We start from the raw sequence: 15,940 nt of genomic DNA, 5'->3' as shown, positions 1-15,940 counted from the left end.
CGCCGCTGTCGCCACCGGCACCATGCAGGAGATAGAGCATGCATCCAGCACTTTGGGTCAGTAAAACCGGTTTGAGTGCGCAGGACACCAACATGTCCACCATCTCGAACAACCTGGCGAACGTGAACACCACCGGCTTCAAACGCGACCGGGCGGTGTTCCAGGACCTGCTGTACCAGATCAACCGGCAGCCGGGCGGCATGAGCGCCGAGAACTCGGAACTGCCGTCGGGTCTGCAGCTGGGTACCGGTGTACGCGTGGTGGGGACCGCAAAACAGTTCACCCAGGGCAACCTGCAGGTGACCGAGCAGCCGCTCGACATGGCCGTGGATGGCCGCGGTTTCTTCCAGGTCCTGATGCCGGACGGCAGCATCTCCTACACCCGGGACGGCCAGTTCCAGCTCAACTCCGAGGGCGACATCGTGAACGCCAACGGCTACCCGCTGGAGCCCAACATCAACGTGCCCGAGAACACCACCAGCATCACCATCGGCACGGACGGTACCGTCTCGGCGGTCGTGGACGACCAGGCCAACCCGGTGGAGCTGGGCGATATCACGCTGGTGGACTTCGTCAACCCGCAGGGTCTGCAGGCGATCGGCAACAACCTGTTCCGTGAAACCGCTGCCAGCGGTGATCCCCAGGAAGGCGAGCCGGGGCTGGATGGCCTGGGCCAGATCGAGCAGGGCATGACCGAGGCGTCCAACGTCGAGGTGGTCGAGGAACTGGTGAACATGATCACCACCCAGCGCGCCTACGAGATGAACTCCAAGGTGGTCTCCACCACCGACCAGATGCTCCAGTTCCTGAACCAGAACGTCGGCTAGGGCTGACGGCGGTTCAGAGGAGGAATGAGACCATGCGAACCAGACTGACTCCTTTCCTGATCGTGTCGCTGATCGTCCTGCAAGGCTGTCAGGCGGTCAGTCGTCCGCGTGCGGTTCCGGATGATCCGGCGTATGCACCGGTCAAGGCCCAGGCCCTGATGCAGCGCGATCCGTCGTCAGGCGCCATCTACCAGACCTCGCGTAACTTCAACTTCTACGGCGATACCGTGGCGTTGAACGTGGGCGACATTCTGATGGTCAGCCTGGAAGAACAGACCCAGGCCTCCAAAAACGCGGAAAGCAGCATCACCAAGGACAATGAGGTCAATTTCAACGACGGCAGCATCCTGGGACTGAATAATCTGAACCTGGGCACCAACCCCAACCTGGAACGGGATTTCGAGGGGGAAGCCGAGGCGGACCAGAGCAACAGCCTGGCCGGCAGCATCACGGTAACCGTCACCGAGGTTTATCCCAACGGCATCCTGCGTATTCGCGGGGAGAAGTGGCTGTCGCTGACCAACGGTGACGAGTACATCCGCCTGACCGGGCTGGTACGCCCGCAGGATATTTCGCCGAATAATGTGGTGTCTTCCAATCGCATCGCTGATGCCCGCATCGCCTACGGCGGCACCGGTGACTTTGACGATGCCACACGCCAGGGCTGGCTGTCGCGCTTCTTTAACAGCGAGTGGTTCCCGCTATGAGTTTGCTTAGAACGCTGATCGCCGGTTTGGTGCTGGCCGTCGTGGCCGAGCCGCTGCTGGCGGATCGCCTGAAAGACATGGCCCGGATCCAGGGCGTGCGCTCGAACCAGCTGGTGGGCTACGGCCTGGTGGTGGGGCTGGATGGTACCGGCGATTCGGCGCCGTTCACCAACCAGACGTTCCGCAACCTGATGAACCAGTTCGGCATCACTGTGCCGGCCGACGTCAACCCCAAGCTGGAAAATGTGGCGGCGGTCACCGTGCACGCGACGTTGCCGCCGTTCTCCAAGCGCGGCAACGAAATCGACATCACCGTGTCGTCCATCGGTAACGCTGAAAGCCTGCGCGGTGGCAGCCTGCTGATGACGCCGCTGAAAGGTGCCGACGGCCAAGTCTATGCCCTGGCGCAGGGTAGCCTGGTGGTGGGTGGCTTTGGCGCCTCCGGCAACGACGGCTCGCGGATTTCCGTCAACGTGCCCAGCGTGGGCCGGATTCCCAACGGGGCCAGCGTTGAACGCGAAGTAACCTCGCCGTTCAGTCGCGGCGATACCATCACGTTCGACCTGCTACAGCCGGATTTCACCACCGCCCGCCGTGTGGTGGACGTGATCAACAACACGCTGGGCCCGGACATGGCCTACGCCCAGGATGCCTCGTCAATCCGGGTCAAGGCGCCGCGGGATCCGTCCCAGCGGGTCAGTTTCCTGTCGGTGCTGGAAAACCTGGAGGTCAATCCCGCCGAGGCGGCGGCCAAGGTGGTCATCAACAGCCGCACCGGCACCATCGTGGTCGGCCAGAACGTCCACGTCAGCCCGGCCGCGATCACTCACGGCAACCTGACGGTGACCATCGAGGAGAACCCCAACGTCAGCCAGCCTGGTCCCCTGTCCGGCGGTGACACGGTGGTCACCCAGAACAGCACCATCACCACCACCCAGGAGCCGGCGCGCATGTTCAAGTTCGGTCCGGCGGTAACGCTCAACGAGATCGTCGAGGCAGTGAACCAGGTGGGTGCCGCGCCGGGTGATGTGATGGCGGTGCTGGAAGCCCTCAAGCAAGCCGGCGCGCTGCGTGCCGAGTTGATCGTGATCTAGGTGCCGTGATGCAGGATGCCCGTCTCGACAGCGCTCAGTATTACACCGATTTCAGCGGCCTCAACGCCCTGAAAACGGAGGCGCACAAGGACAAGAAAGCGGCGCTGGGGCAGGTGGCCAAGCAGTTCGAGAGCCTGTTCCTGTCGCAGATGCTCAAGTCCATGCGCAAGGTGAACGACGTCTACGCCGAGGGCAACTACCTGAACAGCAGCCAGAGCAAGTTCTACCAGCAGATGTTCGACAGCCAGCTGACCCTGAGCATGAGCCAGAACAGTGGTTTCGGGCTGGCGGAGACCCTGGTGCGGCAGCTGTCGAAACAGATCCCCGGTCTGGAAGGCGACGGCGACAAAAGCGCCAGCCACCGGGCCAGCATCGCCGATTACCAGCGCAGTCTGCCGCCGCTGTCTCCGCGTTTGCCGAAGGAAGTGGATGAGGTCAAGGCGATCGCTGCGAACCAGGCGAGCAGCAGCGCGGAACCGGAAGCCCCGGTTGCCGTGACGGCCGACTCTGACTCGGCAGCCGAGACAACGGCACTCATGCCCGAGCGCTTCGAGTCGCCGGAGCACTTCGTGCAGACGCTGCTGCCGATGGCGGAGTCCGTGGCGGGGGACTCGGGTATCGATCCCAGGGTCATGGTGGCCCAGGCCGCACTGGAAACCGGCTGGGGCAAGCACATGATTCGGGGGAGCGAGGGAGAAGCCAGCTTCAACCTGTTTGGCATCAAGGCGGACAGCCGCTGGCAGGGCGACTCCGTGGACATACTGACCACCGAGTTCCGCGATGGAATCCCGTTGAAGGAGCGGGCGGCTTTCCGGTCGTATCCGGACTACCAGTCCAGCTTCGAGGACTATGTTGGCTTCCTGGAGCGTAATCCTCGATACCGCGACGTGCTGTCGGTGGCGGACGATCCGGAAGCCTTTGCCGACGGCCTGCAGCAGGCCGGTTACGCGACCGATCCGGCCTACGGGGCCAAGATCCGCCGCATTCTCAACAGTGACTCGTTCGAGGGAGTCACGGGGCAGTCCCTGTCCCTGAAACAGGGCGGTGAGGAGTAACTGTCATGGCTGGCCTGATCAACATCGGTCTCTCGGGGATTCTGGGGCACCAGTCCGCGCTGAATACGACCGGCAACAACATCACCAACGCCAACACCGACGGCTACAGCCGCCAGCAGGTGGTATTCGAGAGCCAGAGCGGCATCAACACCGGTGCCGGCAGCATCGGCTCGGGCGTCAGTATCAGCGAAATTCGCCGGATTTCAGATCAGTTCGTGGTCAACCAGCTGCGCTCGGACACCTCCCTATTCAACGAGCAGGACACGCTCAACACGGAGCTCACCCGCCTGGACAACCTGCTGGGTGGGGAAAGTACCGGCCTCAATGATGCCCTGAACAACTTCTTCTCCAGTCTGCAGAGTGCCGCCGAAGACCCGGCGGCGTTGCCCCAGCGCCAGGCGGTACTGAGCGAGGCGGAAAACCTGGTCAACCGTTTCCAGTCCCTGCACGGAGAGATGGTTCAGCAGCGGGAGTCAGTGACTGGCCAGATGTCAGCGGCGGCGTCGGATGTGAACAGCCTGCTCAGCACCATCGCGGATCTGAACGAATCGATTTCGGAGAGCCCGGGCATTGCCCAGGGCAACCTGCCCAATGATCTGCTGGACAAGCGCGACGAGAAAATCCGCGAATTGTCCGAGTTGCTGCAGGTGAAAGTCACCGAGGTCGATGGCTACCAGGTCAACGTTGCCCTGAGCAGTGGTCAGGCGCTGGTGGTCGGTAACGAGGCCGCCAGCCTGTCCACCGAAACCTCACCGGACGACCCCAACAAGCTGGCGTTCAAGCTGACCACCGGCAATCGCGTTGCCGATGTTACCGACCAGATGATCGGCGGCACCATCGGTGGTCTGCGGACCTTCCAGAACAAGGTGCTGGAGCCCGCGTTTGACCAACTGGGCCGTGTGGCCCTGGCGGTCTCGGACCAGATCAACCAGCAGCACAGTGTTGGTATGGATCTGGAAGGCGACCTGGGCGGACTCTTCTTCAGCGACGTCAATACCCGGGCGGCGCAACTGGACAGAGTGTCGGCCAGCGATAACAACGCGCCGCCGCAGGACGGTGTGGTTTCCGTCGAGATTACCGACACCAGCGAGCTGGCGGCCAAATCCTACAATCTGGAATTCAGCGGCACCAACGGCGAGAACTTCCAGTTGGTGGACGCCGAGACCGGCGAGATCGTGCGCCAGGGGCAACTGCCGGATCCGCTGCCGGCGGAAATCGAGATGCCGGGTTTCAATGTACACATCGAAGCCGGTTCTTTCAGCGATGGCGACAGCTTCCTGGTGCGACCGACCCGCAATGCCGCGGCGAATATCGGGATGGAGATTAATCGGGAAGAGGACCTGGCGTTTGCCACGCCCGTTTCCGCCGAGTCGGATGAAGGCAACACCGGCGATGCCCAGATTTCCCAGGGCACCATGCTGAGCACCACCAATCCGCTCACCAACGTGCCGCTGGACGAGTTCAGTCAGCGCGGGGAGCTGTCTCCGCCGTTGATGGTCCGGTTCACCTCGGATACCAGCTACGAAATCCTGGACGCGACCGACCCGACCAACCCGCAGGCGCTGACGCCTCCGGTGACCGGCACCTATCAGCCGGGCGTGTCCAACAAGCTGTTCTCCGAGGACCCGTCGGATCCGAACTATCGAGGCTTTCAGTTCGAGATCAGCGGCAACCCGGAAGCGAATGATGTCTTCACCATTGGTTACAACACCGATGGGGTTTCCGATAACCGCAATGCCGCGATCCTTGGCGGCATGGGTACGACCAACACCATGAACGGCGGTAACCAGAGCTTCACCGAGGCTTATGGCGGGCTGGTGGAAACGGTGGGTGTGACCACTCGTCAGAGCCAGCTCGATATGGAAGCGGGGCAGGCACTGCTGGAGCAGTCCACCAACCAGTGGGAGTCCACCTCCGGGGTGAACCTGGACGAGGAAGCCGGCCGTCTCATCCAGTACCAGGCCGCCTACAACGCGTCGGCGCAGGTCATGAGCGTGGCGCAGGACCTGTTCGACACCCTGTTGGGTACCTTTAACTAAGGCGTCTGACCATGCGTATTTCATCACAGCAGATTTTCAGCGGTGGCGTTAACCGGCTGCAGGACCTCAACACCCAGTTGCAGAAGACTCAGCAGCAGGTGTCCACCGGCAAGCGGGTCATCAACCCGTCCGACGACCCGGTGGCTGCGGCGCGACTGCTGAAACTGGACCAGCAATCGGCCCAGATCGACCAGTTCCAGCGCGGCATCGACCTGGCCACCAACCGTCTGCAGCAGGAGGAGAGCACGCTGGGAGACGTCACCGACGTCATCCAGCGGGTGCGCGAGCTGACCGTGCAGGCGGGGAACGGCACCCTGTCGGCGGAGGACCGCGATTCCATCGCCTCGGAGCTGCGCGAACGGCTGGACCAGCTGGCGTCCCTGGCCAACACCCGGGATGCGTCCGGCGAGTACATCTTCAGCGGCTTCAAGGGCAATACCCAGGCCTACCAGCAGAACGTCTCGGGAAGCTGGGTGTACCAGGGCGACGAGGGGCAGCGGGAGCTGGAAATCGATGTGGGCGTCAAAGTGGCGATCAGCGACCACGGCAAGGGCATCTTCTCTGACGTGGCCAGCAACAACCCGACGTTTTTCACTGAAGCCAGTAGTGCCAACAGCACCAATCCCCCGGCCACCATCAGTACCGGGATGATGCTGGATCAGGAGGTGTTCAATTCCGTTTACCCGGATGATCTGGTGGTTGAGGTAGATGCCACCGCCGGCACTTACACGGTGACCAACCGTTCCACCGGGGCCGATCTGACGCCGGCGGACAACACGTACACCAGCGGTGACAGCATCCAGGTGGCCGGGATGCAGTTCGAGATTACGGGGGCTTCCGACGGGGACAAGTTCTTCGTCAAGACATCCGACCGCCAGTCAATGTTTTCCACGGTCGAGAAGCTGATCTACGGCCTCGAGAACCAGGCCAAGACGCCGGCGACCGCGACCATCTCCGACTTTTCCGCCCAGGCGGGCGGTGATTCGGTGAGCATCAACGGGGTGACCTTCAGCTTCGACAATACGGACGACCTGCAGTCCGTGGCCGACGCGATCAACAGCAGCACCGACCCGGCCCTGGAGGGGGTGAGCGTGAACACCGACGATCTGCCGGGGTCGATCAGCCTGGAGTCGACCCAGGGTGACCTGGAGATCGACGCCGGCGGCTGGGGCGGTGACCTGGAGATCAGCGGCGCCAAGTTCCAGGACATCGACATCAACGGCAGCGTGGTGCAGCCGGACAGTGCTGACGCCGCCACGTTTCCCAGCGGTCAGCAGGCGTTCAACGACCTGATCGCCGACTCCCTGGAGAATCTGGACAACGCCCAGGAAAGCGTCCTCACGACCCAGACCCAGATCGGCGGGCGTCTCAATGCCGTGGAGAGCACCAGCGAGTTCCTGACCGATTCCTCCGTCTACAATGAGCAGATCACTTCCGAGCTGCGCGACGTGGACTACGCTGAGGCGATCAGTCGCCTGAGTTTCCAGAGTTTCGTGCTGCAGGCGGCCCAGCAATCGTTCGCGCAGGTGTCCCAGTTGTCGCTGTTCGATCGTCTGTAACCGGAGCGGACGGGGTCAAGAACCGGATTTCGTGTGGAAACCCGTGTTATCCGGTTGACCCGGGCATTCCGCTCAGTATAATCGCCACACTCTCCAGACGCCGGGGTGGTGAAACTGGTAGACACGCGAGATTCAAAATCTCGTGCAGGCAACTGCGTGTGGGTTCGAGTCCCACCCCCGGCACCAAATTCCTGTTTTTCTGTAGCTGTGTGTCACTGTACGCACCCGCCGGGACCTGAATGCCAGCCGTTGGTGAGTCCCCTTGCCAGACCAGGTTGAGCCTCGATGAAAGTCTCCGATTTCCATTTTGACCTTCCGGACGAACTGATCGCGCGCTATCCCCTTGAGGAGCGTACCGCCAGCCGACTGTTGCACCTCAATGGCTCCACGGGCGCGGTGACCCATCGCCAGTTCCGGGATATCCAGAGCCTGCTGAAACCCGGCGATTTGCTGGTCTTCAACGACACCCGCGTGATTCCCGCCCGACTGTTCGGCCACAAGGAAACCGGCGGCAAGCTGGAAATCCTGGTGGAGCGGGTGCTGGACGAAACACAGTTGCTGGCCCATATCCGCTCGTCGAAATCGCCCAAGGCAGGCCAGCGGATCCTGGTGGACGAGGGTGGTGCGTTCCGTGTCGTCGGCCGGCAGGACGCCCTGTTCCAGCTTGAGCTTGATAGCGGTGCCGAGTCGGTCCTGGCCCTGCTGGAAGCGGTGGGGCATATGCCGTTGCCACCGTATGTCGATCGTCCCGACGAAGAAGCCGATCGCGAGCGCTACCAGACCGTCTATGCCCGGGAAGCGGGCGCGGTAGCGGCGCCCACGGCGGGACTGCATTTCGACGAGTCGATGCTGGCGGCGTTGGCCGAGCAGGGGGTTGAGCAGGCGTTCGTGACCCTGCACGTGGGCGCGGGCACCTTCCAGCCGGTGCGCGTCGATTCGGTGGAAGAACATCACATGCACAGCGAAGTGGTGGATGTGCCGCAGGCCACGGTCGATGCCATCCGGCGCACCCGCCAGCGAGGCGGGCGAGTGGTGGCCGTGGGGACCACTTCGGTGCGTTCCCTGGAGTCGGCCTCCCGCAACGGCGAGCTCCGGGCGTTCCAGAGTGATACCGATATCTTTATCTACCCCGGCTACCGGTTTCAGTGCGTCGATGCGCTGATTACCAACTTCCACCTGCCGGAATCCACCCTCATTATGCTGGTCAGTGCCTTCGCCGGGTACGAGTCGGTGATGTCCGCCTATCGTCAGGCGGTTGACGAGCGCTACCGTTTCTTCAGTTATGGTGATGCCATGTTTGTGACCGGCCAGCAGCCGTCGGCGCAGGCGGAGCAGGCCCATCAGGAGTCAGATCAATGAGAGAAGAGTGCTTCATGTCCTTCAAGACCCTGGCCAGCGACGGTCGGGCGCGGCGGGGCACCCTCAGCTTTCCACGGGGCGAGGTCCAGACCCCCGCCTTCATGCCGGTGGGCACCTACGGCACGGTCAAGGGCATGCTGCCGCGGGATATCGAAGGGATCGGCGCGCAGATTATTCTGGGCAACACCTTCCATCTGATGCTCCGTCCCGGCACGGAGATCATCAAGCAACACGGCGACCTGCACGACTTCACCCAATGGCAGGGCCCGATACTGACCGACTCCGGCGGATTCCAGGTGTTCAGCCTGGGCGAAATGCGCAAGATCACCGAGCAGGGTGTGAAGTTCCGCTCGCCCGTGGATGGCTCGCCGGTGGAGCTGACGCCGGAAATCTCGATGCAGGTGCAGCGCGATCTGGGCTCCGATATCGTGATGATCTTCGACGAGTGCACCCCGTATCCGGCCACTGAAAAGCAGGCCAAGGCGTCCATGGAGATGTCCCTGCGCTGGGCCCAGCGCAGTCGTGATGCCCATGGCGACAGCCCGTCGGCACTGTTCGGCATCGTCCAGGGCGGCATGTATGAAGGGCTACGGGAACAATCCCTGGAAGGCCTGGTCAATATCGGGTTCGATGGCTACGCCATCGGTGGGCTGTCGGTGGGCGAGCCCAAAGAGGAAATGATGAAGATCCTCGATCACCTGCCGCCAAAGATGCCCGAAGACAAACCGCGTTACCTGATGGGCGTGGGCAAGCCGGAAGACATCGTCGAGGCGGTGCGTCGTGGTGTCGACATGTTCGATTGCGTCATGCCGACGCGCAATGCCCGCAACGGCCATCTGTTCACCAGCGAAGGCGTGATCAAGATACGTAACGCGCGGCATCGGACCGATACCGGTCCGCTCGATTCCGAGTGCGACTGCTACACCTGTCAGCACTTCTCGCGCGGTTATCTGCACCACCTGGATCGGTGTGGAGAGATGCTGGGATCGCAGCTCAATACGATCCACAACCTGCGCTATTACCAGAACCTCATGGCTGGATTGCGTGGGGCCATTGAAGCAGGTACATTGTCGGACTTTATCGAGCAGTTCTACGCGCGTCGGGGGCAGCCTGTGCCGGCCCTGGCTGGTGAATCCGAAGGCTGACGCGCACCGCCTTGCGGAGACAAGATTCAAATCAAAAACGGAGTACTCGAATGAAAGCTTTGCGTAACGCGCTTACTGTCTGCCTGGCCGCATCGCCTGCGGTCGCCATGGCTCAGCAGCCGGCGGCAGGTCAGGGTGGCATGGGCGTCATCGGTCAGGTGATCTTCTTTGCCGGCTTCATCCTGATTTTCTACCTCCTGATCTGGCGCCCCCAGTCCAAGCGTGCCAAGGAGCACAAGGCGCTGATGGCCGGCCTGGACAAGGGCGACGAAGTGGTGACCTCCGGCGGTATGGCCGGCCGCATTACCAAGGTCACTGACGATTTCATCGTGATCGAAGTGGCGGACAACGTCGAAGTCAAGGTCCAGAAGGTCGCAGTTGCGACTGCGCTGCCCAAAGGCACGCTGAAAGATATCTGATCCTTCCGGAAGGGGCACGAGATGAGTGCCCCTTCTCATATCAGGTCCGGCCGTCCTGGCGCGGATCTGTAGACGGCGCCGGCCAACCTGGCCGGCGTCAGGTATTCAAGACGGTACAGGGCTGGTTCTGACCAGCAGAACAAGGCATTCCATGCTCAATAAATTCCCGCTCTGGAAAAATATCGTGATTCTGGTCGCGGTGGTGATTGGTTTCATCTACGCGCTGCCCAACCTCTATCCCGATGACTATGCGATTCAAATCACCGGTGCACGAAGCAGCACCCAGGTCGATCAGGCGACCCTGGACGAGGCTGTTGATGCGCTGGGCGAAGCCGGCGTCCAGGTCAAAGATGCGGTGCTCAACCCACCCAACGCGCTGATTCGCGTGCAAAGCTCCGATGCCCAGCTGAGTGCCCGCCCGGTCATCCAGGAGGCCGTGGGCCAGGATTACCTGGCGGCGCTCAATATGGCCCCAACCACGCCGGAATGGCTGCGCAACATTGGCGCCGGGCCAATGAAGCTGGGGCTGGACCTGCGCGGCGGTGTCCACTTCCTGCTGGAAGTCGATATGGACAGCGCCCTGCAGAAACGCCTGGAAGTCTATGCCAGTGAGATCAAGCGTCAGCTGCGCGAGGAGCGCATTCGCTACCGCGGCGGTGATGTGGGTGACGGCAATACCATTGAACTGTCGTTCCGGGACGATGCGGCCCGCGATGAGGCGTTCGACCTGATTCGCGGCCAGTACAACGAGTTCCTGCTGAATCGCGAGTCCGGCGACGACGACCAGAGGCTGCTGACACTGCAGCTGTCGGAAGCGACCGTGACCGAAATCGAGGACTACGCGCTACAGCAGAACCTCACGACGATCCGCAATCGGGTCAACGAGCTGGGTGTTGCTGAACCACTGGTCCAGCGCCAGGGGCGTGACCGCATCGTGGTGGAGCTGCCGGGCGTGCAGGACACGGCACAGGCCAAGCGGGTACTGGGTGCCACGGCCAACCTCGAGTTCCGGCTGGAAGCTCGTCAGGACGCCTCGTCCGGGACAGCCGAAGTGTATCCGTTCCGGGATGAGCCGAACCGTACCGCTCGTCTTGAGCGCGAAATCATTGTCACCGGCGAAAACGTCGCTAACGCCCAGCAGGCTTTCGACCAGAATGGCCAGCCGCAGGTCAATATCACGATGGACGGCACCGGCGGTGACCGGATGACCCGTGCCACCCGCGACGCCATCAAGCGGCGCATGGCGGTGCTGTTCATCGAGTACAAGACCGAGACGGTGGGCAAGCGCGTCGACGGCGAGATCCAGCAGGTGGAAGAGCGCAAGGTGGATCGCAGCATCATCAGCCTGGCGACCATCCAGTCCACCCTCGGCAGCTCGTTCCGCATCACCGGTCTCGATTCCGTGGCTGAAGCGGGCGAGCTGGCGCTGCTGCTGCGGGCCGGTTCCCTGGCTGCGCCGATGTACTTCGTGCAGGAGCGGACCATTGGTCCGAGCCTGGGGCAGAAGAACATCGATGCAGGCGTCATGTCAGTGACCGTCGGTTTCGCCATCGTCCTGCTTTACATGCTGTTGTACTACCGGTTCTTCGGTCTGGTGGCCAATGTGGCCCTGACCGTCAACCTGATGCTGCTGGTGGCCTGCATGTCGATCCTGTCGGCCACGCTGACGCTGCCCGGTATCGCCGGTATCGTACTGACAGTAGGTATGGCGGTGGATGCCAACGTCCTGATATTCGAGCGAATAAAGGAAGAGCTGAGGCAGGGCGCGCCACCCCAGAGCGCCATCAACGCTGGTTTCTCCCGGGCGTTCGTCTCCATCTTTGACGCCAACATCACTACATTGCTGGTGGCGGTCATCCTGTTCGCCATGGGTTCCGGGCCGGTCAAAGGCTTCGCGGTGACCCTGTGCATCGGCATCCTGACCTCCATGTTCACCGGCCTGCTGGTCAGCCGCAGCATCATCAATCTGATTTATGGCGGTCGCAAGATCGAGAAGCTTGCGATCGGGGGGAAGCTTGCCAATGGCTAATCTGACGGATAAAACCATCAACTTCATGGGAGTGCGGCGCATCGCGTCGTTCGGCTCCCTGGCCGCGGTGATCCTCTCGATTGTCATTCTCGCGGTGAACGGACTCAATCTGGGTCTGGACTTCACCGGCGGGACCTCGGTGGAGTTCGCCTACGAGGAGGCGCCGTCGCTGGACGAGGTGCGCCAGACGCTGGATGACGCCGGCTACACCGAGTTCGTTGTCCAGAATTTCGGCGACGAAAAGTCGGTGCTGGTGCGTCTGCGCCAGGATCTGGACGACGAACTCTCCGCGAACATGATCAATGCGCTGCGTGCCGATGGCGATCAGCTTGAGTTGGTGCGGGCGGAGTTCGTCGGTTCCCAGGTGGGTGACGAGCTGAAGGAAGACAGCGGCCTGGGGCTGCTGCTGGCCCTGTTCGTGGTGCTGATCTACGTGGGTATGCGTTTTCAGCTCAAATTCGGAATTGCCTCGGTTCTGCCGCTGGCACACGATGTCCTGATCGTGCTGGGTATTTTCTCGCTGTTTCAGTGGACGTTCGATCTGAGCGTGCTGGCCGCGTTGCTGGCCGTCATCGGTTACTCGCTGAACGATACGATCATCGTGGCGGACCGTATCCGGGAGAATTTCCGCAAGCTGCGCACCGGTGGTACCGAAGACGTGGTCAACCACTCGATCACCGAGACCCTGAGCCGGACCCTCAACACCTCGGGTACGACGCTGGTCGTCCTGCTCTCCCTGTACTTCCTTGGTGGTGAGGCGATCCATAACTTTGCCGTTGCGTTGATCATCGGCATTGTCGTGGGTACCTACTCCTCCATCTACGTCTCAGCGAACCTGTTGGTGCTGCTGGGCGTTACCCGGGAAGATCTGGTTGTGCCGCCCAAGGAAGGCGCCGCCGATCAGCAGGAAGACGAGGAACCGCCCGAATGGCTGAACCGGATGTAAATCCGGTGATGCTGTTCCAGCCCGGTTCCCGGGCACAAAAAAAGGCCGCGATTGCGGCCTTTTTTTGTCTGATGAAAGCGCAGGATCAGCGTGGCAGTCGGCCGCGGAACGGGTGCAGCGTTTTCAGCAGCTCCTTGAACAGTTTCGGGTTGGCGATCGCCAGCTGACGACTGGTGTCCCCGCCGGCCGGGTTGCCCGAAAAGTCGCCGGACAGGCCGCCAGACTCGTGGGTCAGCAGCAGTGCGAGGGACTGTTCTACCGCGGTGGGGCGGAACAGGACGACGCCGTCCAGGTGGCCGGCACTGGCGCGGGCGATATCCAGAACGCCGCAGCCACAGGTGCGGGTCTGTGAAGATTCGCGGGCCAGGGTGCTGATGAGCTCGCCCCAGATCAGCGGATCGTCGGTCTCGCGAGTAAAGTCGAGGACGTTGGTCGCCAGGATGGCGCGGCGCATGCCCTGAGCGCCGTTCATGCGGATGCGGCGGCTGTTGAGAGCGGCGCCGTGACCACGGCTGGCTGAGTATTCCTCACCCGTGATCGGATTGACCAGCAGCATGTGCTCGGCCCGGTTGGCTTTCTTCTGGACCAGGGCCAGCGCAAACTCGGGGATGCCACGCAGGAAATTCTCGCTTCCGATCAGCGGGAAAACGTGCCAGCTCAGTGCCTCGTCGCCGGCCTCGATGTCGCCGGCCGGAGCAATGTAGTGATCCTTGTAGGCTTTCTGCAGCTGCTCGGCGAAATTGGCATAAACAGAAGCTTCTGCGCGGGCCAGCTGCTGGCGGGCGCCGTCGTCGATGGCTGCAGGATCCTGGCGTTCAAAGTGGGCCTTGAGGTACTCGGAGCCCTGGCGCGCAATGCGCAGAGCCATTTTAATCGCTGGTTGCATGGAGCTCTCTGTCAACTGGCTGTTCAAAGGGCGCGTATGATAGCAAATCACTGACTGCGCTTGTACGTTTTTTGACGGGGTGCTCATAGGGAATTACCCCGGTGGGCAGCTCAACTGCCGCGACTTTCTGCTATCATATTGCGCCCTTAAGCCAACGGTAAGACCCGAGACAGTCGCATGACCCAGACAGACCCCCAAGCACACATCCGCATCGTCCTGATTGAAACCTCGCACTCCGGCAATATCGGCGCGGTGGCTCGGGCCATGAAGAACATGGGGCTGTCCAATCTGTATCTGGTGAACCCGGCGTCTTTTCCTGACGAGGCTTCCTATGCCCGGTCGTCCGGTGCATCCGATATCCTCGATCGGGCTGTGGTCGTCGATACCATGGAGCAGGCCATTGAGGATTGTGTGCTGGTGATGGGGACCAGCGCCCGCGGACGCAAGGTGCCCTGGCCGGTGATCCCGCCGTCGGAAAGCGCCGCCCGGGCGGCCGAGCAGGCGGGGCAGGGGGATGTGGCCCTGGTGTTCGGACGTGAGAATCATGGCCTGAGCAATGAAGAATTGCAGCGTTGCCACTACCATATCCACATACCGTCCAATCCGGATTACAGCTCCCTGAACCTGGCCATGGCGGTGCAGGTGATTTGTTACGAGGTCCGGATGCATCAGCTTCGCGCGCTGGAAGCCGGCGACGGGCAGGCGCTGCTCAAGCCGATGCTGCGGCCCGGCGACGAGGGCTGGGATATCCCGTTGGCCTCGGTACAGGACGTGGAGGGATTCTTCGGGCACCTGGAGCAGGTGCTCGTGGACGTGGATTTCCATCGGCGGGAAAATCCGCGCCAGTTGATGACCCGGCTGCGACGGCTGTTCCAGCGGGCGCATCTGGATCAGATGGAGATCAATATTCTGCGCGGCATCCTCTCTGCCGTGCAGAAGAGTGCAGGGGGCGGCCAGAGCCGTCCCGAAGCGGAGCAGGAGCAGGACTGAGCTATGTTTGAGCGTTTGCGCGAAGATATCGGCAGTGTGTTTCATCGTGATCCCGCCGCGCGGAACACGTTTGAGGTACTGACCAATTACCCGGGGCTGCACGCCCTCCTGTTTTACCGCCTGGCTCACAGTCTCTGGTGCCGTGACTTCAAGTGGCTGGCGCGCACCATTTCCACCGTGGCACGCTGGCTGACGGGGATTGAAATCCATCCGGGCGCGGTGATCGGTCGCCGTTTCTTTATCGACCACGGTATGGGCGTCGTGATCGGCGAAACCACCGTTATTGGTGACGACGTGACGCTTTACCAGGGCGTTACCCTGGGAGGAACCAGCTGGAATAAGGGGAAGCGGCACCCGACGCTGGGCGATGGTGTGGTGATCGGCGCGGGGGCCAAAATCCTGGGGCCGTTCGAGGTGGGTGACCGGGCCAAAGTGGGGTCCAATTCCGTGGTCACCAAGGCGGTACCGGCGGATGCCACCGTGGTGGGTATTCCTGGCCGGGTGATCGTCAAGCGTGACAAGGACGCCGAATCCAGCAAGCGCCGCGATATGGAGCAGCGAATGGGGTTCGACGCCTACGGTGTCACCGAGGAAATGCCCGACCCCGTGGCGCGTGCCGTGCGCAGTCTGCTGGATCATATGCACGTGGTGGACGAGCGTATCGAAACCATGTGCAAGGCGCTGCAGCGGGTGGATCATGAGTACCGTAACGGTGCTTTGCCGCCGCTCGACGAGGAAGATTTCGACTGCGTAAGGGACGATAAGGAATCGTCCTGACAGGGGTGGTAACTGTCGGCGTTGCCTGGATTTTTGGGCGAGAGGGCAATACTTGACTGATTTAGTCGGTCAATTCATACTCTCAAGTCGACAGACCCACTGGTTCGA

The 15,940-nt window shown here is 61.9% G+C and carries 14 protein-coding genes and 1 tRNA gene; 14 read left to right on the top strand and 1 reads right to left on the bottom strand.

Annotated features, from left to right (window positions below; translation table 11 throughout):
* Window positions 1-38 precede the first annotated feature (38 nt).
* The 12 genes from flgG (at window position 39) to secF (ending at window position 13,179) form a co-directional block, all read left to right on the top strand.
* A complete protein-coding gene (flgG, locus tag DKK67_RS11245; protein ID WP_111496426.1) occupies window positions 39-827 on the top strand; it encodes a flagellar basal-body rod protein FlgG in 789 nt (262 codons plus the stop codon).
* 32 nt (window positions 828-859) lie between these two features.
* Window positions 860-1,534 carry a flagellar basal body L-ring protein FlgH gene (gene flgH / locus DKK67_RS11240; RefSeq protein WP_111496425.1) on the top strand — a complete coding sequence of 225 codons (675 nt, stop codon included), beginning with the start codon at window positions 860-862 and terminating at the stop codon, window positions 1,532-1,534.
* Complete coding sequence (locus tag DKK67_RS11235) at window positions 1,531-2,628, top strand: flagellar basal body P-ring protein FlgI (RefSeq protein WP_111496424.1); 1,098 nt, start codon at window positions 1,531-1,533, stop codon at window positions 2,626-2,628. Before flgH ends, DKK67_RS11235 begins: the two co-directional genes overlap by 4 nt.
* Window positions 2,629-2,636: 8 nt before the next feature.
* Window positions 2,637-3,683: a flagellar assembly peptidoglycan hydrolase FlgJ gene (gene flgJ, locus DKK67_RS11230; protein ID WP_111496423.1), complete on the top strand. Its 1,047-nt coding sequence runs from the start codon at window positions 2,637-2,639 to the stop codon at window positions 3,681-3,683.
* Window positions 3,684-3,688: 5 nt separating this feature from the next.
* Complete coding sequence (gene flgK, locus DKK67_RS11225) at window positions 3,689-5,722, top strand: flagellar hook-associated protein FlgK (RefSeq protein ID WP_111496422.1); 2,034 nt, start codon at window positions 3,689-3,691, stop codon at window positions 5,720-5,722.
* An 11-nt stretch (window positions 5,723-5,733) separates the two neighbouring features.
* Window positions 5,734-7,281 (top strand): flagellar hook-associated protein FlgL, encoded by a 1,548-nt coding sequence (flgL, locus tag DKK67_RS11220; RefSeq protein ID WP_111496421.1) that lies wholly within the window; start codon window positions 5,734-5,736, stop codon window positions 7,279-7,281.
* A gap of 99 nt (window positions 7,282-7,380) precedes the next feature.
* A tRNA-Leu gene (locus tag DKK67_RS11215) sits at window positions 7,381-7,467 on the top strand.
* Between the two features lie 99 nt (window positions 7,468-7,566).
* Window positions 7,567-8,640 carry a tRNA preQ1(34) S-adenosylmethionine ribosyltransferase-isomerase QueA gene (gene queA / locus DKK67_RS11210; RefSeq protein ID WP_111496420.1) on the top strand — a complete coding sequence of 358 codons (1,074 nt, stop codon included), beginning with the start codon at window positions 7,567-7,569 and terminating at the stop codon, window positions 8,638-8,640.
* A gap of 14 nt (window positions 8,641-8,654) precedes the next feature.
* Complete coding sequence (gene tgt / locus DKK67_RS11205; protein WP_111496419.1) at window positions 8,655-9,785, top strand: tRNA guanosine(34) transglycosylase Tgt; 1,131 nt, start codon at window positions 8,655-8,657, stop codon at window positions 9,783-9,785.
* A 50-nt stretch (window positions 9,786-9,835) separates the two neighbouring features.
* Window positions 9,836-10,204, top strand: coding sequence for a preprotein translocase subunit YajC (gene yajC, locus DKK67_RS11200; RefSeq protein ID WP_111496418.1), 369 nt, complete (start codon window positions 9,836-9,838; stop codon window positions 10,202-10,204).
* A 151-nt stretch (window positions 10,205-10,355) separates the two neighbouring features.
* Window positions 10,356-12,233 carry a protein translocase subunit SecD gene (gene secD, locus DKK67_RS11195; protein WP_111496417.1) on the top strand — a complete coding sequence of 626 codons (1,878 nt, stop codon included), beginning with the start codon at window positions 10,356-10,358 and terminating at the stop codon, window positions 12,231-12,233.
* The gene (gene secF, locus DKK67_RS11190; RefSeq protein WP_111496416.1) at window positions 12,226-13,179 is read left to right on the top strand and encodes a protein translocase subunit SecF; all 954 of its coding nucleotides are present in this window, start codon (window positions 12,226-12,228) and stop codon (window positions 13,177-13,179) included. Before secD ends, secF begins: the two co-directional genes overlap by 8 nt.
* A gap of 85 nt (window positions 13,180-13,264) precedes the next feature.
* Here the strand turns inward: secF and DKK67_RS11185 are convergent, their stop codons facing one another.
* Window positions 13,265-14,065 carry an inositol monophosphatase family protein gene (locus DKK67_RS11185; RefSeq protein ID WP_111496415.1) on the bottom strand — a complete coding sequence of 267 codons (801 nt, stop codon included), beginning with the start codon at window positions 14,063-14,065 and terminating at the stop codon, window positions 13,265-13,267.
* 177 nt (window positions 14,066-14,242) lie between these two features.
* Between DKK67_RS11185 and trmJ the strand changes: the two genes are divergently transcribed.
* Window positions 14,243-15,055, top strand: coding sequence for a tRNA (cytosine(32)/uridine(32)-2'-O)-methyltransferase TrmJ (gene trmJ, locus DKK67_RS11180; protein WP_111496414.1), 813 nt, complete (start codon window positions 14,243-14,245; stop codon window positions 15,053-15,055).
* 3 nt (window positions 15,056-15,058) lie between these two features.
* Window positions 15,059-15,832, top strand: a complete 774-nt coding sequence (cysE, locus tag DKK67_RS11175; RefSeq protein ID WP_111496413.1) for a serine O-acetyltransferase — start codon at window positions 15,059-15,061, stop codon at window positions 15,830-15,832.
* The last annotated feature ends 108 nt before the right edge of the window (window positions 15,833-15,940 follow it).

The organism is Marinobacter bohaiensis (assembly GCF_003258515.1).
Taxonomy (GTDB): Bacteria; Pseudomonadota; Gammaproteobacteria; order Pseudomonadales; family Oleiphilaceae; genus Marinobacter_A; species Marinobacter_A bohaiensis.
This window is presented reverse-complemented; position numbering and strand designations above follow the sequence as displayed.

Bases quoted from the DNA above. Each gene is read 5' to 3' on its own strand.
- flgG (WP_111496426.1), top strand. From the start codon at position 39: ATGCATCCAGCACTTTGGGTCAGTAAAACCGGTTTGAGTGCGCAGGAC.
- flgH (WP_111496425.1), top strand. From the start codon at position 860: ATGCGAACCAGACTGACTCCTTTCCTGATCGTGTCGCTGATCGTCCTG.
- DKK67_RS11235 (WP_111496424.1), top strand. From the start codon at position 1,531: ATGAGTTTGCTTAGAACGCTGATCGCCGGTTTGGTGCTGGCCGTCGTG.
- flgJ (WP_111496423.1), top strand. From the start codon at position 2,637: ATGCAGGATGCCCGTCTCGACAGCGCTCAGTATTACACCGATTTCAGC.
- flgK (WP_111496422.1), top strand. From the start codon at position 3,689: ATGGCTGGCCTGATCAACATCGGTCTCTCGGGGATTCTGGGGCACCAG.
- flgL (WP_111496421.1), top strand. From the start codon at position 5,734: ATGCGTATTTCATCACAGCAGATTTTCAGCGGTGGCGTTAACCGGCTG.
- queA (WP_111496420.1), top strand. From the start codon at position 7,567: ATGAAAGTCTCCGATTTCCATTTTGACCTTCCGGACGAACTGATCGCG.
- tgt (WP_111496419.1), top strand. From the start codon at position 8,655: ATGTCCTTCAAGACCCTGGCCAGCGACGGTCGGGCGCGGCGGGGCACC.
- yajC (WP_111496418.1), top strand. From the start codon at position 9,836: ATGAAAGCTTTGCGTAACGCGCTTACTGTCTGCCTGGCCGCATCGCCT.
- secD (WP_111496417.1), top strand. From the start codon at position 10,356: ATGCTCAATAAATTCCCGCTCTGGAAAAATATCGTGATTCTGGTCGCG.
- secF (WP_111496416.1), top strand. From the start codon at position 12,226: ATGGCTAATCTGACGGATAAAACCATCAACTTCATGGGAGTGCGGCGC.
- DKK67_RS11185 (WP_111496415.1), bottom strand. From the start codon at position 14,065: ATGCAACCAGCGATTAAAATGGCTCTGCGCATTGCGCGCCAGGGCTCC.
- trmJ (WP_111496414.1), top strand. From the start codon at position 14,243: ATGACCCAGACAGACCCCCAAGCACACATCCGCATCGTCCTGATTGAA.
- cysE (WP_111496413.1), top strand. From the start codon at position 15,059: ATGTTTGAGCGTTTGCGCGAAGATATCGGCAGTGTGTTTCATCGTGAT.